General features: G+C 32.5%; 19 protein-coding genes. 15 read left to right on the plus strand and 4 right to left on the minus strand.

Going from position 1 to position 19,149, the window contains the following annotated elements; all coding sequences use genetic code 11:
• Positions 1-56: 56 nt before the first annotated feature.
• Complete coding sequence (locus H2650_RS01555; RefSeq protein WP_188049001.1) at positions 57-662, minus strand: thioredoxin family protein; 606 nt, start codon at positions 660-662, stop codon at positions 57-59.
• Between the two features lie 105 nt (positions 663-767).
• On the opposite strand from H2650_RS01555, the gene H2650_RS01560 reads away from it, so the two are divergent.
• The 3 genes from H2650_RS01560 (at position 768) to frr (ending at position 2,934) form a co-directional block, all read left to right on the plus strand.
• The gene (locus tag H2650_RS01560; protein WP_188049002.1) at positions 768-1,547 is read left to right on the plus strand and encodes a patatin-like phospholipase family protein; all 780 of its coding nucleotides are present in this window, start codon (positions 768-770) and stop codon (positions 1,545-1,547) included.
• 67 nt (positions 1,548-1,614) lie between these two features.
• Positions 1,615-2,322: a UMP kinase gene (pyrH, locus tag H2650_RS01565; RefSeq protein ID WP_188049003.1), complete on the plus strand. Its 708-nt coding sequence runs from the start codon at positions 1,615-1,617 to the stop codon at positions 2,320-2,322.
• A 48-nt stretch (positions 2,323-2,370) separates the two neighbouring features.
• Entirely contained in the window at positions 2,371-2,934 is a 564-nt protein-coding gene (gene frr / locus H2650_RS01570) for a ribosome recycling factor (protein WP_188049004.1), read from the plus strand.
• A gap of 86 nt (positions 2,935-3,020) precedes the next feature.
• On the opposite strand, the gene H2650_RS01575 is transcribed toward frr, so the two are convergent.
• Entirely contained in the window at positions 3,021-3,350 is a 330-nt protein-coding gene (locus tag H2650_RS01575; protein WP_188049005.1) for a multidrug efflux SMR transporter, read from the minus strand.
• A gap of 1 nt (position 3,351) precedes the next feature.
• Positions 3,352-5,622 carry a cation:proton antiporter gene (locus tag H2650_RS01580; RefSeq protein WP_188049006.1) on the minus strand — a complete coding sequence of 757 codons (2,271 nt, stop codon included), beginning with the start codon at positions 5,620-5,622 and terminating at the stop codon, positions 3,352-3,354.
• 196 nt (positions 5,623-5,818) lie between these two features.
• Between H2650_RS01580 and H2650_RS01585 the strand changes: the two genes are divergently transcribed.
• The 11 genes from H2650_RS01585 (at position 5,819) to rpoN (ending at position 17,073) form a co-directional block, all read left to right on the plus strand.
• Positions 5,819-8,230 (plus strand): RND family transporter, encoded by a 2,412-nt coding sequence (locus H2650_RS01585; protein ID WP_188049007.1) that lies wholly within the window; start codon positions 5,819-5,821, stop codon positions 8,228-8,230.
• Positions 8,231-8,617: 387 nt separating this feature from the next.
• Positions 8,618-9,115, plus strand: coding sequence for a heme-binding protein (locus H2650_RS01590; protein ID WP_188049008.1), 498 nt, complete (start codon positions 8,618-8,620; stop codon positions 9,113-9,115).
• 18 nt (positions 9,116-9,133) lie between these two features.
• Positions 9,134-9,544 carry a hydroxyisourate hydrolase gene (gene uraH / locus H2650_RS01595; protein WP_188049009.1) on the plus strand — a complete coding sequence of 137 codons (411 nt, stop codon included), beginning with the start codon at positions 9,134-9,136 and terminating at the stop codon, positions 9,542-9,544.
• Positions 9,545-9,765: 221 nt separating this feature from the next.
• Positions 9,766-10,461: an SMUG2 DNA glycosylase family protein gene (locus tag H2650_RS01600; RefSeq protein ID WP_188049010.1), complete on the plus strand. Its 696-nt coding sequence runs from the start codon at positions 9,766-9,768 to the stop codon at positions 10,459-10,461.
• Positions 10,458-10,994 (plus strand): DUF488 family protein, encoded by a 537-nt coding sequence (locus tag H2650_RS01605; protein ID WP_188049011.1) that lies wholly within the window; start codon positions 10,458-10,460, stop codon positions 10,992-10,994. The genes H2650_RS01600 and H2650_RS01605 overlap by 4 nt, the downstream gene beginning before the upstream one ends.
• A 46-nt stretch (positions 10,995-11,040) precedes the next feature.
• A complete protein-coding gene (locus H2650_RS01610) occupies positions 11,041-11,250 on the plus strand; it encodes a DUF2945 domain-containing protein (protein ID WP_188049012.1) in 210 nt (69 codons plus the stop codon).
• 170 nt (positions 11,251-11,420) lie between these two features.
• Positions 11,421-12,269 (plus strand): isocitrate lyase/phosphoenolpyruvate mutase family protein, encoded by an 849-nt coding sequence (locus H2650_RS01615; protein WP_188049013.1) that lies wholly within the window; start codon positions 11,421-11,423, stop codon positions 12,267-12,269.
• A 9-nt stretch (positions 12,270-12,278) separates the two neighbouring features.
• Positions 12,279-12,719: a carboxymuconolactone decarboxylase family protein gene (locus H2650_RS01620; protein ID WP_188049014.1), complete on the plus strand. Its 441-nt coding sequence runs from the start codon at positions 12,279-12,281 to the stop codon at positions 12,717-12,719.
• Positions 12,720-13,290: 571 nt separating this feature from the next.
• On the plus strand, positions 13,291-13,665 hold the full coding sequence (locus H2650_RS01625; protein ID WP_188049015.1) for a GreA/GreB family elongation factor: 375 nt from the start codon (positions 13,291-13,293) through the stop codon (positions 13,663-13,665).
• Positions 13,666-14,084: 419 nt separating this feature from the next.
• Entirely contained in the window at positions 14,085-15,521 is a 1,437-nt protein-coding gene (gene asnS, locus H2650_RS01630; protein ID WP_188049016.1) for an asparagine--tRNA ligase, read from the plus strand.
• Positions 15,522-15,606: 85 nt separating this feature from the next.
• A complete protein-coding gene (rpoN, locus tag H2650_RS01635) occupies positions 15,607-17,073 on the plus strand; it encodes an RNA polymerase factor sigma-54 (RefSeq protein WP_188049017.1) in 1,467 nt (488 codons plus the stop codon).
• Positions 17,074-17,277: 204 nt separating this feature from the next.
• Here rpoN and H2650_RS01640 read toward each other — a convergent pair whose 3' ends face one another.
• The gene (locus tag H2650_RS01640) at positions 17,278-17,868 is read right to left on the minus strand and encodes a thymidine kinase (protein WP_188049018.1); all 591 of its coding nucleotides are present in this window, start codon (positions 17,866-17,868) and stop codon (positions 17,278-17,280) included.
• A 197-nt stretch (positions 17,869-18,065) separates the two neighbouring features.
• On the opposite strand from H2650_RS01640, the gene H2650_RS01645 reads away from it, so the two are divergent.
• A complete protein-coding gene (locus H2650_RS01645) occupies positions 18,066-19,145 on the plus strand; it encodes a hypothetical protein (RefSeq protein WP_188049019.1) in 1,080 nt (359 codons plus the stop codon).
• Positions 19,146-19,149: the final 4 nt, after the last annotated feature.

Consider the following 19,149-nt stretch of genomic DNA (forward strand, 5'->3'; position numbering starts at 1 on the left):
AGAACTTAAGAAAGCTTCTGTAAATTAATAAAATATAACTACTGATTTTTTAAAATTTAAGAATCAAACTCTTGCATTAAATTGATAATTTCTTCTTGAGTACTTACTCCTTTGTCGTGCAAGTACCAAAGTTGCAAATTAGTTTTAGCTGTTTCATCAACAACTCCAAATTCCTTTTTATAATTTTGAATTAATTCGATCGCACCTTTTGGTCTTGGTCCCCAATGTCCTAATAATTCTCCTGTTACTTTATCAACAACGATAACTATTGGGATTGATTTTGAATTATTTGTTAAAAACAACTTCATTAAATCATCATTTTCATCACGCAAAACAATTTTTAGTTCAATTTTACCTGATTCTAGAGCCATTTTATTAACAACTGGTAACAATTGGGCTGCATCACCACACCAACCTTCTGAAATAACCAACCAAATATAATCTCCTTTTAATGATTTTAACTTTTGACTAATTTGTTCTGTTATTTGCACGGTTTTATCCAAACGATTCATTCTAGTCTCATTTAGAGTACTGTAATGCGTTAAATCTTCAGATTGTTCGTTTCCTGTAGCTTTACCTTGCAATAATAAATCAGAAACTAATTTTCTATATTCTAAATAAGGATGACTATTAAACAATCCTTTGGCTATCGAAGTTTTCATAATTGTTAGTTTATAGTTACAAAGTTACCATAAAAAAGAGGTTAAAATGTGACATTTGTCACTTTCTAAAGTACAAAAAGAGTAATTTTATACCAAATAACGAAAATGGATTTAAAAACAAAATCAATTGGACTCATTCTTTCAGGAGGAGGTTCTAAAGGTTTGGCACATGCTGGAGCAATAAAGTTTTTAGAAGAACAAAACATAATACCGGATCGCATTGCAGGAACAAGTGCTGGTTCTATTGTAGGAGCTTTGTACGCTTGGGGAAAAACACCTGAAGAAATACTAACTTTTTTTAAATCGATTTATCTTTTTCATTGGAAACACCTGACGTTCAAAAAAGCTGGATTAATAGATTCTGGTTCCTTCAAACAGTATTTTCATACGATATTTAAAGATGCATTAATAGGTGATTTAAAAATTCCAATACAAATTACCGCTACCGATATGGTGCGGGGAAAACTAAAGGTTTTTGGGCCCGATACAAAAATAATTGATGCTATATTGGCCTCTTCAGCCTTTCCAGGAATTATGTCTCCTTATGAAATTAACGGTCGTCTGTACAGCGACGGAGGCATTTTAAATCATTTTCCAACTGATATTTTACAAGGACATTGCGAAACGTTAATCGGAATTTACGTAAGTCCAATTCAGAAAATTGAAGCAAAAGACCTAAATTCAATCAAGGCCGTTACTACAAGAGCTTTTGACATTCTTTCGGCAAATTCAAATATGCACAAATTTAACTTTTGCGATTGGGTAATTGAACCTACCGATTTGACTTTGTACAGCACTTTTGAAACTAATAAAATAAAGATGGATACTGTTTTTAAAATTGGCTATGAAGCAGCCAAAGAATCCTACGAGAAACTTAATTTATAAAATATAGACATCCCTTTTTTTAAAAATCAGAATATGTCTATATTTGCACGAATCAACACAACGCAAAATGAAATACAAAAGAATTCTTCTAAAATTAAGTGGTGAAGCTTTAATGGGTGATTTGCAATACGGAATTGATCCGAAAAGATTAGGTGAATATGCCGACGAAATCAAGCAGATCCATGAAAAAGGAATTGAAATCGCTATTGTAATAGGTGGTGGAAATATTTTTAGAGGAGTTGCTGGTGCAAGTGCAGGAATGGATAGAGTGCAAGGAGATTATATGGGAATGCTTGCTACCGTAATAAACGGAATGGCTTTGCAAGGTGCCTTGGAAGAAAAAGGAATGAAAACTAGATTGCAAACAGCCTTAAAAATGGAGTCGATTGCGGAACCTTACATTAAAAGAAGAGCAGATCGTCACCTTGAGAAAGGAAGAATTGTAATTTTTGGAGCTGGAACAGGAAACCCTTATTTTACAACAGATACTGCCGCTGTTTTACGTGGAATAGAAATTAATGCCAACGTAATCCTAAAGGGAACACGTGTAGATGGTGTTTATGACTGTGATCCAGAGAAAAATGCTGCTGCCGTGAAGTTTGATTTTATTTCGTTTGACGATGTCCTTAAAAAAGGATTGAATGTAATGGATACTACTGCATTTACTTTAAGTCAAGAAAACAAATTACCAATCGTTGTTTTTGATATGAATACAGCAGGAAATCTATTAAAGATTTGCGAAGGAGAAAATATAGGAACAGTTGTAAATATATAAGCACAACAAAAGTAGATATAGAATACAAAGAGCTAAAATTTTAAAGAAATGACTGAAGAAATTGAATTTATATTAGATAGTACCAAAGAATCTATGATCGGTTCTATTGCGCATTTAGAAAAAGAATTTTTGAACATCCGCGCTGGAAAAGCCTCACCAGCGATGTTAGGAAGTGTCTTTGTAGATTATTACGGATCAGCGACACCGCTTTCTCAAGTTTCTAAAATCAGTGTTCCTGATGCAAGAACAATTACTTTGCAGCCATTTGAAAAAAATATGTTGCAACCTATTGAAAAAGCAATTATGATAGCCAACATTGGATTTAACCCAATGAATAATGGTGATGTAATTATCATAAGTGTACCGGCATTAACCGAAGAAAGAAGACGAGAATTGGCTAAACAAGCTAAAGTAGAATCTGAAGATGCTAAAGTAGGTATTAGAAATGCTCGTAAAGATGCTAACACTGATATTAAAAAACTAGAAAAAGACGGAACCTCTGAAGACATTTGTAAAAGTGCTGAAGAAGAAGTTCAAAACTTAACGAATAGTTTTATCAAAAAAATTGATGAGTTATTAGTTTACAAAGAAGCTGAAATCATGAAGGTTTAATCCTTATAGCATTTATATAAAAAACCGTGTTTCAAAAAAATATTTTTTTGAAACACGGTTTTTTTATTTTTACAAAAAAAATCGGACTAGGTACTAGAAACAAATTTAAGTCCAATTATAGAACTTATTAGTGTTGTTATAAAGAATATTCTCCAAAAATCAGCGGGTTCTTTAAAAATAAAAACACCAACCAAAACAGTTCCTACGGCACCAATTCCGGTCCAAACCGCATAAGCAGTTCCTATAGGCAATGTTTGTGTTGCTTTATAAAGCAATAGCATACTAACGGCCAAACAAGCTAAAAATCCTGCTAACCACAATGTAGCAGTCATTCCCGAACTTTCTTTGGCTTTGCCTAAACAAGTTGCAAAACCGACTTCGAAAAGACCACCAATAATCAATAAAATCCAATTCATATTACTGTTTTAAAATTAATACCGAAGGAACGCCACTCAACCAAATACTTCTTGAATCTACTAATTCCTTCCAACTTCCTAAACTAATCAGCATCAAATCTTGCTGTCCTAAAAACTCACTTTCGATAGTTCGATTGTCAATTAGATCAATGTTATTTGGATATTTTTCTTGCAAAGAATCTACAGCGCTCTTGATGACAAAATTAGAATTAAAATACCCATTTACATCAAGTATCACCAATTTTGAATTGTTGTTATAAATTAATTTCTGAGCATATTCTATCAAAAAGGAATCTTCAGTACTAAAAATAGGAACAAATACACGATTGACTTCTTGTAAATCTTTGTCGATCAAAATACCAATTGGCATTTTAGTTTTAGAAATAATCTGTCGGGTTCTTTCATCAAAAGGAGAATTTTCAAACAAACCTTCTTTTCCTGTAAACTTATCAATCAATCGATCTGGATTAATAATCCGAGTGGTAAAGCCAATTACTTTTCCTAAAATAGTGCCTTCAAAAATAGATTTACCCAAACCTATTAATAGCAAATCATAATCTCCTTGATTGGCTATATCTGCGATTTCAGTTTCAATATCCACAGTTGCTTTAAAGATAGTTTTGATATCCTGTTGTAACAATTGAGACTCCTCAACAATTGGATCAAAAGTGTTTTTTTCTTTATCCTCTAAATTAAAAGAGTGTACCTCATCACTCAAAGACAAATGCATAGCGGTTATACAAGATTGTGCTTTTTGCTTCTTGGTCAAACTGTTTGCCAAACGCAGCAATGATTTTCCTTTTTCATTATTTCCAAAGGATATTAAAACACGGTATTTGTTAAAGTTAATTGGCTCAACAATTGCATCGCTGTCTTTTGTCTTAAAAATATAATTGATCAAGTCTAATGCGGGTCCAGTCATAAATGTTGTAACCAAAGCCATAATAACCATCATGGTAAAAACTTCTGGCGTCAGCACTTTAAGTTCTAAACCTATATTGAGAACGATTAATTCCATCAAACCTCTGGTGTTCATCAAAGCGCCAATAGTAAGACTGTCGCGCCAACTTTGACCTACAAACTTGGCTGCTAATGCACTTCCTAAGAACTTTCCAACAACAGCAACTAGAATGATGAATCCTGTTACTTTCCAGAGATAAGGATCGTTTAATAATCCTATTTCAGTTTTTAAACCTGTAAAAACAAAGAACAAAGGAAGCAAAAGAATTAAAGCTACATCTTCGACTTTTTCTATAAAAATAGTTCTGAATTTTGGAACATCTGGCATAATTGCTCCAGCCATAAAAGCACCAAATAAAGCATGAATTCCGATAACTTCAGTAGCATAAGAAGACATAATCAACACGAGGAAAAAGATGGCAACTACTGGTTTTACAATACTATCCTTAGAACCGTATAAATCCCCAATTCGTTTTAAAAATGGTTTTACTATAAAAATCATAGCAAGAACATAAAGTACCGCAAGCATAATAATATATAGCGAACTAACAAAAGTTCCTGCTTTTACAATAGCGATTACAACTGCCAGAATACACCAAGCCGTAATATCATCGGCGGCAGCGCAAGTAATTACGATTGCACCTAATTTTGTTTTATGAATTCCTCTTTCCTGAACAATTCGTGCCAAAACAGGAAAAGCGGTAATACTCAATGCAATCCCCATGAAGAGACTAAAAGAAAGAAACTTAACACCTTCTGGAGCAAACTGATCGTATACAAAATAGGAAAGACCAATACCTAGCGCAAAAGGAATTACAATACTGGCATGACTGATTACAATGGCTTCATTAGCCTTATTTTTTAGGACTTTCATGTCTAATTCCATTCCGATGACAAACATGAAAAGGATTAGACCTATCTGACTTAAAAACTTTAAGTTCCCTAAAGACTCTACGGGAAATAGCGCCGCTGAAAATTCCGGAAAATACATCCCTAATAAAGAAGGACCCAGAACAATTCCGGCAATAATCTCTCCGATAACTGACGGCTGACCAATTTTTTTAAAAACCCAGCCAAAAAAACGAGCAACCAAAATTATGGTTATAATTTGTGCTAAAAGAATCGCTAATGGATCTTGAAAATTGTATTGCATAGAAGCTAAAAAATCTTTCCAAGAACCATTTCCGCTTGCGGGCGTAACAATAGTTTTACTCGCTTCTAAGAATTTCCCTTTACTAATAATCCAATATATTAAGGCAGAGAATCCGCCAGTTACAGCGAAATAAAAAATAGTATTTTTATATTTTTTCATATCTAATTTTACGGCATTAAACTCGAATTCAAAAACGGGCTAAGAGTAGCCAAATGTATCATTATTATTCTAATATTTATATTGTAGTAAATAAAATATATAAGCTGAAACCAAAGTTAAAACCATCAAAAAAAAGAAGCTAAAATTAATGACTTAGAATCCATTTAATTACCTTTACATCCTTTAAATATTAAATATGGCGAAGTGGTTTAGCATAGGATTTTGGGAACTAGTAGCTCGAATTGTCCTCAAAAATAGAATTTTAATGTTATCGATTATTATTGCGATAACGGCTCTTTTAGCATTACAATGGAAAAATATACAGTTTTCATTTACAGAGGCTAATTTACTTCCTGACGATCACATCGTTAATAAAGAATACAATGCTTTTTTAGATAAATTTGGCGAAGAAGGAAACTTAATCGTGGTTGGTGTAAAAGATGATGCTTTTTTTACACCAAAAGCTTTCGCTGCTTGGAACAAATTAATGACCGAAATCAAAGCGCAAAAGGAAGTCGATTTAGTGGTCTCGATAAATGATTTAAAGCAACTAAAGAAAAATGAATCATTACAAACTTTTGAATTAGTCCCTTTTGTTGATTCTAAGAAAACAAATAGTGCAGCATATTTGAATTCAATCAAGAAGGATTTGTTTCAGAACATGCCTTTTTACGAAGGTTTACTTTTTAATAAAAAAAGCGGAAGCATTCGCTCGGCTATTTATCTAGACAAAAAAATTGTAAATACTGCACATCGTAAGGATTACATTGTAAAAGAATTTATTCCAAAAATAGATGCTTTCGAGAAAGAAACCGGAATTGACTTACGTGTTTCCGGAATGCCTTATATCCGTACGTTAAATGCGTTGAGTATTGTAAATGAAATCAGTCTGTTTATTGGTGCTTCGTTACTATTAACTTCCTTAATATTTTTCTTCTTTTTTCGTTCGTTTCGCGCTACATTGATTGCCATCATAATTGTAATTATTGGTGTCATGTGGACTTTTGGATTATTAGGATTATTCAATTACCAAATCACGGTTCTTACTGCACTTGTTCCAACATTAGTTATCGTTATTGGAATTCCGAATTGTATTTTCCTAACCAATAAATACCAGCAAGAATATAGCGCACACCACAACAAAGCAAGAGCTTTGCAGCGCGTTATTACAAAAGTAGGAACAGCAACGCTGATGACTAATCTAACCACGGCGGCGGGATTTGCCACTTTTATAATTACTAGTAGTCATCTTCTTAAGGAATTTGGTATTATTTCCTCTTTAAGCATTATTTCTCTTTTCTTTTTATGTTTGATTGTAATTCCTATTTATTACAGTTACCAACCCGTTCCTAAACAAAAACATTTAGAACATTTAAATCGTAATTACACCCGTAAATTCATAAACTGGATTGCAAAAACAGTAAAATACAATAGAAAATATGTCTATATCGTTGCCTTAGTTGTATTTTTAGTAAGCATTACGGGCGCTTTAAAAATCAAAACTTCAGGAAGTCTTATCGAAGATATGCCGAAAAATACTAGCTTTTATAAAGACATTTTATTTTTCGAAAAAGAATTTGAAGGAATTATGCCTCTTGAAATTACGGTTGACACCAAAAGAAAAAAAGGGGTTATGAGTTTGTCTACACTAAAAAAAATGGACGAATTACAGGAAACTATAGAAGAAATTCCAGAACTTTCTAAACCTATTTCGATATTAAACCTAGTTAAATATTCAAAGCAAGCGTATTATAATGGTAATCCTGATTATTATGATTTACCAACCTCACAAGAGCAAAGTTTTATTTTAGGTTATGCTAAAAACGCCACAAAAAACTCGAAAAACAATTTAATGAAAAGCTATGTAGATAGCACAGGACAAGTGGCAAGAATCACCACTTTTATGAGAGACATTGGCACCGGAAATATGGCTAAAATCGAAGATAAACTTTGGGCAAAAGCCAATAAAATTTTTCCTAAAGATCGCTATCACGTCGTTATGACTGGTAAAGCATTGGTTTTTGAAAAAGGAACACAATATTTATTAGACAATCTTGTCACTTCATTATTATTTGCAGTATTTTTAATTTCACTATTAATGGTTTTCATGTTCCGTTCTTTTAAGATGGTGATTGTTTCATTGATTCCAAATTTACTTCCGCTTGTAATTACTGCTGGATTGATGGGTTATTTTGGCATTCCATTAAAACCTTCAACCATTTTAGTTTTTAGCATTGCTTTTGGACTTTCAGTTGACGATACGATTCACTTTTTGGCACAATACCGTCAAGAACTAAAGCGCAATAATTGGAAGATAAAAAAATCAGTTTTTGCTACAATAAAGGAATCGGGAATAAGTATGTTTTATACTTCGGTAGTATTATTTGTTGGTTTCTCTGTATTCATGTTATCTGATTTTGGCGGCACTGTCGCTTTGGGCGGATTAATCGCTATTACCTTAGCCTTCGGAATGTTATCAAACTTAATGTTATTGCCTTGTCTAGTTTTAACATTAAACAAATCATTGACAAACAAGCAAGAATTTATTGAACCTAAAATTGTTATTTTAAATAATCCAAAGGAAACAGACAACGAAGTTTTGCATTAATTCCGATTTATTATTAAAAAATTACCTTACAATTTTACAATGAAATTATGAAAAGATTAATGATCGCTATTCATTAATAAAAAAATTATTGTGCCTCAACTTTTTTTAAAGTAAAATAGTAACCTTTTAAGGGTTAGTCCATTTTGTTAGATTAAGTTCAAATCTAAATCTCTTAACAGCTGTTTGCGTAAGCTTTTTAATACTGAATTGACAATTATTGATTGCATTTTGATATTAAAAATCCGTTAACAGCTGTTAACTTATTTATAATGGCTATTAATAAATCTCCCTAAACCTAATACCTTTGCAAAGTATTAGAACAATACTATAAAAATCTATTCCTATATAACTACTTAAAGTAGCACATATAAATTAAAAAATTGCGTCATGAACCTTAGAAAAAAAATTTTAACTAGTGCTTTATTCTTCGTTTTCGTCTATTCTGCTTCTGCACAATATATAGTAAAATCGAGTGATTTAAATCAAGAAGGAGCCTTAGAATTAGCAAAGCAAGCCAATTTAGAAGCTCAGAAACTTAACAAAAAAGTTTCTGTTGCTGTATTAAATTCCTCTGGTGTTACTATACTTTTACTTAAAGGCGATAATGTAGGACCTCATAATACAGAAGCATCAAGAAGAAAAGCATACACCTCATTTTCTACGAAAACACCTAGTTTGCTATTAATGAAAAATGCAGAAGAAAGTAAGGATGCTAAAAATCTAAATACCTTACCCGAATTACTTTTATTAGGTGGAGGCGCACCCATTTGGAAAGATGGAAATTTAGTAGGAAGCATTGGAGTATCCGGTGGTGGAGGCTCTGAAAACGATAACAATATTGCTATAAAAGCAGTTGAAAATTTAGGTTTTAAAATCAGTCAATAATCTCTTAATTAAATTACAATGAAAATAAAAAGTCTATTACTAGTATTATTTCTTGCTACAGCAAGTATGTCATTTGCGCAAGAAGTAAAATACCAATTATCAAGTCATATTTTAGATATCACGCAAGGAAAACCGGCAGCTGATGTTAAAATAACTTTATCCAAACAAGATAAAGACGAGAAATGGGTGAAAATTGATGAAAAATACACAGACAAAAACGGACGTATAGCAGATTTTGTTAAAGCAGACGGAAAAGATCATACTGGAATTTACAAACTTACATTCCACACTGAACCTTATTTCAAAAAGGCGGGACAAAAATCATTTTATCCTTTTATCGAAATCGTTTTTGAATTGAAAGATAATGAACATTACCATGTACCAATTACACTTTCTCCATTTGGATATTCTACTTACAGAGGAAACTAAAATGCATAGTTAGTTTTATTAATGTAAAACTAGATTTAAAAAAATTGAGGAGGACTCGAATTCTGAAACTAATCAGAATTCGAGTCCTCTTTTTTATTTTAGAATTTTCTTTTTCCTTAAATTTACAAAACATGACTTTTTTTTAGATGACACTCGAGAATTAAATGCCTCTTTATAAATCACTTATTTTGACAAATTCTAAAAAAATAAATATAACTAGCATGACAGAAAGTTTTGGAGACAAAGTAATCAATTTTAATAGACAATTAAACTTTTCGGGATCGCTTCCTGATGGCTTTAAAGTCATTAATCCATATATGGACAATCCTGAAACGATGCAAGTGATGCAGCAATTTTACCACAAATTTTACTCTGATACAGAACAACGAAAATTTATTGTCGGTATTAATCCAAGTCGTCATGGAGCTGGTGTAACAGGAGTTCCTTTTACAGATACAAAGCGATTGGAAAGTGTTTGTGGCATCAAAATGGAATCTGCACATACACATGAAATATCCTCTGTATTTATGTATGACATGATTGCAGAATATGGTGGAGCAGCAACTTTCTATAAACAATTTTACATCAACTCCCCTTTTCCGTTAGCTATCGTAAGGAAAACGAAAGAAGGTAACTGGCTCAATGCAAATTATTACGATGATGCTTCTCTTTTTGAAATGGTAAAGGAATTTATGATTTTGACCTTAAAAAATAATATTAGCATCGGATTAGATACTTCTGAAGTATATGTATTAGGAAAGAAAAATGCATTATTCATTCAAAAATTAAATAAAGAAGCCCATTTATTTGAGCAATTAAAAGTATTAGAACATCCGCGATACATCCAACAATATAAATCAAAAGAGAAGCAACTTTATATTGACAAATACATACTCACACTCAATAATCAATTATGAGCACTACAAAAACAGCTGTAATTTATACGATAGGTCACTCTACTCATCCCATGACAACTTTTTTGAGTATGCTTCAATCATTTGATATCAAAACTGTTGTTGACATCCGTCGTTTTCCGGGTTCACGTAAATATCCGCAATTCGATCAGGAAAATTTAAAAATTTCATTAGAAAAAGCTGGAATACAATACATTCATTTAGTTGATTTAGGAGGAAGAAGAAAAGCAGATAAAGACTCGAAAAACACAATTTGGAAAAATGAATCTTTTAGAGGCTATGCCGATTATATGGAAACCGAAGCTTTTGAAAAAGGGGTTGAAAAACTCGAACAAATTGCCTTAAAACAAGCCACTGCCTATATGTGTTCTGAAGCCGTTTGGTGGCGCTGCCATCGCTCAATGGTTTCTGATTATCTTAAAGCAAAAGGTTGGAATGTTCTACATATAATGAACATCGCTAAAGTTCAAGAACACAAATACACCGCACCCGCAAGAATAGTGGATGGAAAGGTGTTTTATTCAAAGGAAACCTAGTGGATTATTTATCCAAATGTTTTAAATTATAATTAGAAAGTCAATCATGAAAACAACATTCAAAATAGGTGACCAAGTAAGTTGGAACTCCGAAGCGGGAATAGTTTCAGGAACCATCATCAAAATACATACTGAGAATTTCGATTACAAAGGTTATACCCACCACGCAACCGAAGAAGATCCTCAATATGAAATAAAAAGTAGCAAAACAGATCATATTGCGGCGCATAAAGGAACGGCGCTTACCAAAATATAGAACACTTTGTTATAAAATATTTTTAGATTTATAATATATCCTATATTGATTTCGCGAATTACAGCTAGTAAAATTCAATTGTACTAGAAATAATATGACTACTTTTGAAAATAATAAATATGTTTCATCCTCACTAAAAGGAAATTCTTAGCAACATACAACGATAGCAAATGACAAATAAAGAACAACAAGAAAAAAAAGCCAAACAGTTTCATAAATTACATCGTTCCGGAGAAATGCTTTTATTTCCAAATGTTTGGGATTCTTTGGGTGCCGTTTTATTAGAGAGTTTAGACTATCCTGCTATTGCAACGGCGAGTGCCTCTATTGCCTACACAAACGGTTATGATGATGGCGAACAACTACCTTTTAGTAAATTATTGACGCTCTTAACCACTATTGTAAACAGTGTAAATATTCCTGTAACGGCTGATATTGAAAGTGGCTACGCTACTAATGACAATCAACTTCAAGAAAACATAAAACTGCTTCTAGCTACTGGTATTGTTGGAATTAATATAGAAGACACTAATAAAGAAACCAATAAACTTATACCTATCGACATGCAATGCAATAGAATTCGAATTATAAGAAATGTTGCTGACAGTATGGGAATTTCATTATTTATCAATGCTCGAACGGATGTTTACATTCACGGAGAAGAATTTAACACAACCGAATCTAAATTAGAGGAAACATTAAAAAGAGGTTTAGCTTATCAAAATGCGGGTGCAAATTGTTTGTTTCCAATTGCGATCCGAAAAGAAGAAGATATTAAGAAATTGGTTGATGAAATTAAAATACCAATTAACATTTTAGTACTTCCAGAGGTGCCTGAATTACATATGCTAAAAAAGATGGGGGTGATAAGAGTAAGCTTAGGACCAGCGTTTTTAAAAATAGCAATAAAAGCTATGAAGGATATGGCTTTAAAATTAAAAAATTTAGAAGGCTTGTCTGAAATTACAAAAAATGAAATAACAAGTGATTATTTAAAAGAGTTAGTGACTAAAAAATAATAAATTATAATGACAACAAGAATTTCGATCAAAGATCTTCAACCGGAAGCTTATAAAGCAATGATGGCTTTAGAAAATTACGCACAAAGCACTGACCTCTCTGTACAACTTAAAGAACTTATAAAAATAAGAGCCTCACAAATTAACAAATGTGCCTATTGTCTTGACATGCATACTGAAGATGCTATTAAACTAGGAGAAAGCGAACGTAGAATTTATTTATTATCCGCTTGGAAAGAATCTCCTGTATTTTCTGAAGAGGAAAAAGCAGTATTGCAATTAACAGAAGAAGCGACCAATATCGCAGAAAACGGAGTAAGCGATGCTACTTATAACAACGTAATCAATCATTTTGGCGAAAAAATTACTGCTCAAATTATCATGTTAATAGTAGTAATTAATTCTTGGAATAGGATTGCGATTGCCACAAGAATGATTTATAAAAAATAAAGATTGTTTAAAAAAACATTTACACTTTTTAAGGATTTAGAAATCTAATTTAAAGTGTCCTAAAATATCGAAATTTACAACCGATCTTAGCTTTTAATAAAAACCGATTATAGGAATCATCAATTAAAACAAAAATATATAAACAAGCATATTTCTTAAATTTAACCAAATGAATTTATAGAAAAACGCTAATGTAATGTTAATACCGGCAATACTGGAGGCATTAGTTTTGAAATTACTGTTATATAATCTATCTTAGCATTTAGCAAAAAGTATCATAATGAACAATTCCTATTTTTTATATAAAAAATCTCTCAAGTTGGGTCTTGTTATGTCTTTGCAGTATAAACAAGACGATGCTTTTTTAAAAAGCTCAAAAGAGTTTATATCTTAAACCCTGTCGCAACCCAAGACAGGGACTCCTTTACTATTCAATTTATCTTTATAAAATAACGCATCAAAGCTTTGATGAAGTTTTTCATGGTCAAATCCCATCTTTTAATAGTGTGGGTATTTGATATTTGGGTATTAAAAAAACTTCTAAAAAGTAGTGCAACAAAAAACTAATAAAATGTCAAAAAGTTTAATTTTAACTACCGGAGTATACGATATGATTAAAGACCATGTCAAAAGAAAAAAAGCAACAGCAGTTCAAGAAGCTACATTATTATTGCAACTTAAAAATGCAAAACAAGTCACAAGAAAAGAATTACCAGAAAATGTAATTAACATAGATACTCGTGCAACTATCAAATACCTAGATACTAACGAAGAGGAAGTTTTTACATTTGTTGCTCCAGACAAAGCAAAAAGAAGAAACAATACGGAATCGATTATGTCTACAATGGGTCTAGCATTAGTAGGTTGTCAAGAAGGTGACATCATTAATTGGGTTTTTGAAGAAGGAGAAAAAGAAATTGAATTATTGAAAGTAGAAAGAATCTAAATTCAAATCCTTTTAGCTACTAATTAGCACCAAAAAAAACAGTTTCAAATTTAATTTTGTGACTGTTTTTTTTTGTTTAAATATATTAGATTATTTTAATTTATTTTTTAAAATTAAGATTACAACCATAAAAAAGCCTGATTATGGAGCGCATTCTGCTTGAGAAATTTGAATGTTTTGTATTTAGAAAAACAAATAACCACTAAAAACAATTACCAACAAAACATCTAAATTTTGGCCACGTGTTAGCCCCGATAGTAGCGGCATCCTTTTGCTTTTTTCTCAAAAAAGTAAAAGATATAGCGAATAGCGGGAAATAGCTCCTTATTACCTCATTTCCCATCATAAAAATAGAAACAAATCAATTATATTTGCATTTCGGTTGCGAGACAATTTTTAATATCAATTATATACCTAAAATGAGACATACAAGAGTTAAAGACTTACTAAACAGTACCACGACACTTCATGAAGTAAATGCAAAAGGATGGGTGAGAACTTTTAGAAACAATCAATTTATTGCTTTAAATGATGGTTCTACGATTGATAATATTCAATGTGTAGTCGATTTTGAAAACACGCCAGACGAAACTTTGAAGAGAATTACTACTGGAGCTGCAATATCGGTTACAGGAACTTTGATCGAAAGTAAAGGTGCTGGACAGAAATTTGAGATTCAAGTAGCAAAACTAGAAATTCTTGGAGATTCAGATGCGGAGAAATTCCCAATACAACCTAAAAACAAACCAAGTCTTGATTTCTTGCGTGAAAATGCGCATTTAAGAGTTAGAACAAATATGTTTGGAGCAATTATGAGAGTACGTTCGGTATTGTCGTATGCGGTTCATAGTTACTTTCAACAAAAGGGTTTTGTATATGTAAATACACCAATCATTACAGGATCTGATGCTGAAGGCGCTGGTGAAATGTTTAAAGTAACGGCGCTACCATTTGACGGAACACCAAGAACCGAAGATGGGAAAGTAGATTACAAAGAAGATTTTTTTGGTAAAGAAACCAACTTGACGGTTTCTGGACAATTAGAAGGAGAAACTTTTGCAATGGCTTTGGGTCAGATTTATACTTTTGGACCAACCTTTAGAGCAGAGAATTCAAATACTTCTCGTCACCTTGCTGAATTTTGGATGATTGAGCCAGAAGTCGCTTTTAATGATTTGAATGACAATATGGATTTGGCTGAAGATTTTATTCAGTATGTTATTAAATATACGATGGATAAATGTCCTGAGGATTTAAAATTCTTAGAAGGTCGTTTATTAGATGAAGAAAAATCGAAACCAGCTGCTGAAAGAAGCGAAATGCCACTTTTAGAAAAATTAAATTTTGTCCTTGAAAATAATTTCAAACGTGTTTCCTACACGGAAGCAATTGATATTTTAAGAGAATGTACGCCAAATAAAAAGAAAAAATTCAACTATATTATCAACGAATGGGGTGCTGACTTACAATCAGAACACGAGCGTTATTTAGTTGAAAAACACTTTAAATGTCCAGTAATCTTGTTTGATTATCCTGCGAATATCAAAGCATTTTACATGCGTTTGAATGAAGATGGAAAAACAGTTCGTGCAATGGACATCCTTTTCCCTGGAATTGGAGAAATCGTAGGTGGATCTCAAAGAGAAGAGCGTTTTGATGTTTTAGTTGAAAAAATGAAAGCTTTAGGAATTGACGAAGAAGAATTATGGTGGTATTTAGACACTAGACGTTTTGGATCTGCAGTTCACTCTGGCTTTGGTCTTGGATTCGAGAGATTGGTTCTTTTTGTTACGGGAATGACTAACATTAGAGATGTAATTCCTTTTCCTAGAACACCACAAAACGCTGAATTTTAAAAATTTGTTTCAAGTTTAAGGTTTAAAGTTGTTTGAATTTTCTACAACATTAAACCTTAAATCTTAAACTTTTTAAACATTAAAAATGCTAAAGCAATTCTTAAATTTAAAATTATCACAGAAATTATCTCCTCAACAAATTCAGTTGATGAAGCTAATTCAATTGCCTACGCAAGCCTTTGAACAACGTTTGTTAGAAGAAATGAACGAAAATCCGGCTCTTGAAGCTGGAAAAGAAGAAGATGAATTCGAAAATGACGAGTTTGAAAACGAAGATTACGATGATTATGATGACGCCGAATCAGAGCGAATAGATGCAGAAGACATTAACATCGATGAATATCTAAGTAACGACGAAACTCCAGATTATAAAACGCAAGCCAATAATTATAGTGACGACGATGAAGATCGCGAAACGCCATTTGCAGCGCCAGTAAGTTTTCACCAAGATTTAATTAATCAATTGAACACTTTCATATTAAATGATGAAGAACGTGAAATTGCAGAATTTTTAGTGGGAAGTATTGACGATATGGGATACATTCGTCGCAGTGTGGCTGATATGGTAGACGACATGGCATTTACGCAAGGTATTTATACCGATGAGAAAATGGTTGAAAAAATGATGCAAGTTATTCATGAACTAGAACCTTCGGGTGTTGGAGCGCGTGATTTACAAGAATGTTTATTGTTGCAATTAAAACATAAAACGCCAACAGAGTATGTAGAACTTGCTACTGATATCATCGAGAATCAGTTTGATGCCTTTACTAAGAAACATTACGATAAGTTAATTCAAAAATATAGTGTTTCGAACGAGCAACTTAAAAAAGCGGTTCATGAAATAGAAAAACTAAATCCAAAACCGGGTGGCGCATTTACAGGAAACAATAAAATTACCGAAAATGTAGTCCCTGATTTCGCGATTAGAATTGTTGATGGCGAATTAGAATTAACCTTAAATGGTAGAAATGCTCCTTCCCTGCACGTTTCTAAAGATTATCAGGAAATGATGCAGACCTATAAGGATTCGCGTGATAAATCAGCACAGCAAAAAGATGCGGTTCAGTTTATCAAACAAAAATTAGACTCGGCCAAATGGTTTATTGATGCGATACGCCAACGTCAGGAAACACTTTTTGTTACGATGAATGCAATTATGCATTATCAAGAAGAATTTTTCTTAGATGGTGATGAAACCAAATTGAAACCGATGATTTTAAAGGACATCGCTGATATGGTAGGTCTTGACATTTCGACCATTTCACGTGTGGCCAACAGCAAATATGTAGAAACGCCTTATGGAACGAAATTAATCAAAGAATTTTTCTCTGAAGCGATGAAAAATGATCAGGGTGAAGATGTCTCTACCTTAGAAATCAAGAAGATTCTTCAAAATACGATTGAGGAAGAAGATAAGAAAAAACCACTTCCGGATGATCAATTGGCTGAAATCCTAAAAGAAAAAGGGTATCCTATTGCCAGAAGAACCATTGCAAAATATAGAGAACAACTCGATATTCCTGTAGCGAGAATGAGAAAGAAAATGTAAGATTGCTTATTTGAGATTTAGTGCTGACAAATAAAATAATACTTATTATATATTTATTGCGCCATTTTTCTCTAAAGCAATTCAAAAAAATAATCTTTCTATAAAATAAAAAACCCTTTGAGAATTTAAAATTCTGAAAGGGTTTTTTATTTTATCCACTTTTATATTTCAATCTAGTTCCGCTTCGCTCTTCTTGGTTGAGTTTTACTTCTCCTGATCTTTTCGCATGGCATGATAATATGCCGCACGACTTAGAGGCTCGTATTCTTCGGTTTCTCCAAGCATCACTAATTTATCATTATCCGTTTTACGAAAACTATAATTAGCTAAATTTCCGGTACGCGTACATACAGCGTGAACTTTAGTTACATATTCGGCAGTTGCCATAAGCGCAGGCATTGGACCAAAAGGGTTGCCTTTAAAATCCATGTCTAAACCAGCTACAATAACACGAATCCCTTGATTAGCCAAATCGTTACAAATTTTAACGATTTCGTCATCAAAAAATTGAGCTTCATCTATACCAACTACATCGCAACCCTGAGCCAAAATTGCAATATTTGCAGCAGCAGGAACAGGTGTTGAGCGAATTTCATTGGCATCATGTGAAACCACCATTTCTTCATCATAGCGGGTATCAATAGCAGGTTTAAAAATTTCAACTTTTTGTTTAGCAAATTGTGCTCTTTTGAGACGACGAATCAATTCTTCGGTTTTACCCGAAAACATAGAACCGCAAATGACTTCAATCCAGCCGAACTGCTCTTTATGATTTACTGTATTTTCGAGAAACATTTTGTATTTTTCTGACTTAAAAAATGAATAGTTTTTATTACTTTGTAATAGAGAAATCGACTTAAAAATTTTATACTTTTACGTCGTTTCAAAAGTATGACATTTTTATTAAAAGGTCGCTTCTTCCACTAGCTAAAATAAAACTCCGGAAGGAATATATCGAAAAGACCCGCCTAACACACTACAATTTCAAAGTTATGAAAAAAAAATTGGAAGCTGATCTCATCAGCATTGCGCACAGAGTATTACAGTTAAAAAATAAATCTGACATCAATCAATTATATTTAGAAACACAGAAATTATACGAAAAATTGGCTGTTCTAAGATTTGTAGAAGATCATTTTAGCGAAGCAAAACCCACCATTGGATATTCAGAGATTTCAAAAGAAATCGAATCTGTTTTTGAAAATCCCAGTTTAGAATCAGAGTCGATCCATGCAATAGAAGAAAATCCTATTGAAGAAAACGCTGAAGTTGAAATAGAAAAGGAAGAAGAAAACGCTATTCAAGAAAATAATGAAGTTGTATTAGAAAAGCAAGAGGAAAAAACTTCTTTATCTAGTGAAAATCCAACAGAAGAATTACCTTCAATTGAAGTAATAGAGGAAACTGAAAATATCACAGAAGAATCAGAAGAAAATACTTTTGAAACTACAGAAGAAGAAACTATTAACGAAGCCGTTGAAGAAACTGAAGAAGAAACTAAAACAGAAGTTACACAAGAAAATGCAGCACCGATAATCACAGAATCGGAAAATACTCCCTTTGTTCCTGCTTTCGAAATGTCACCTGTAGAAGAAGTCGAAACAGAACTAGAAACACCTAAGAAATCAGATGTTGTACAAATATCATTTGAAGAACTATTAGGAGGAAATTATCATGATACCTTATTTGTTAAAAAAGATCAAGTACAAAATACCGCTGCTGTGATTGAAACTCCAATACCCGCTGAGGAGAAAAAAACAGCCGTTTTAAAAACCAATATTATTGAAGCTGAAGTAGCTGAGCAATCAGAACCAAAAACAGTCTCTCTTAATGATAAGTTATCCAAAGGAATAAATATCGATTTAAACGATAGATTGGCTTTTATAAAACATCTTTTTGGTAATAGCAGCGAGGATTATAATCGCGTTTTAAGCCAATTAATCACCTTTAATACCTTTTACGAAACAAGAGATTTTGTTCAGGAAATGGTAAAACCAGATTATAACAATTGGGACGGAAAACAAGAATATGAAGACCGTTTTATGGACATTATTGAGAAAAAATTCTTGTAATTTA

It is taken from the genome of Flavobacterium sp. GP15 (assembly GCF_014281985.1).
Classification (GTDB): domain Bacteria; phylum Bacteroidota; class Bacteroidia; order Flavobacteriales; family Flavobacteriaceae; genus Flavobacterium; species Flavobacterium pygoscelis.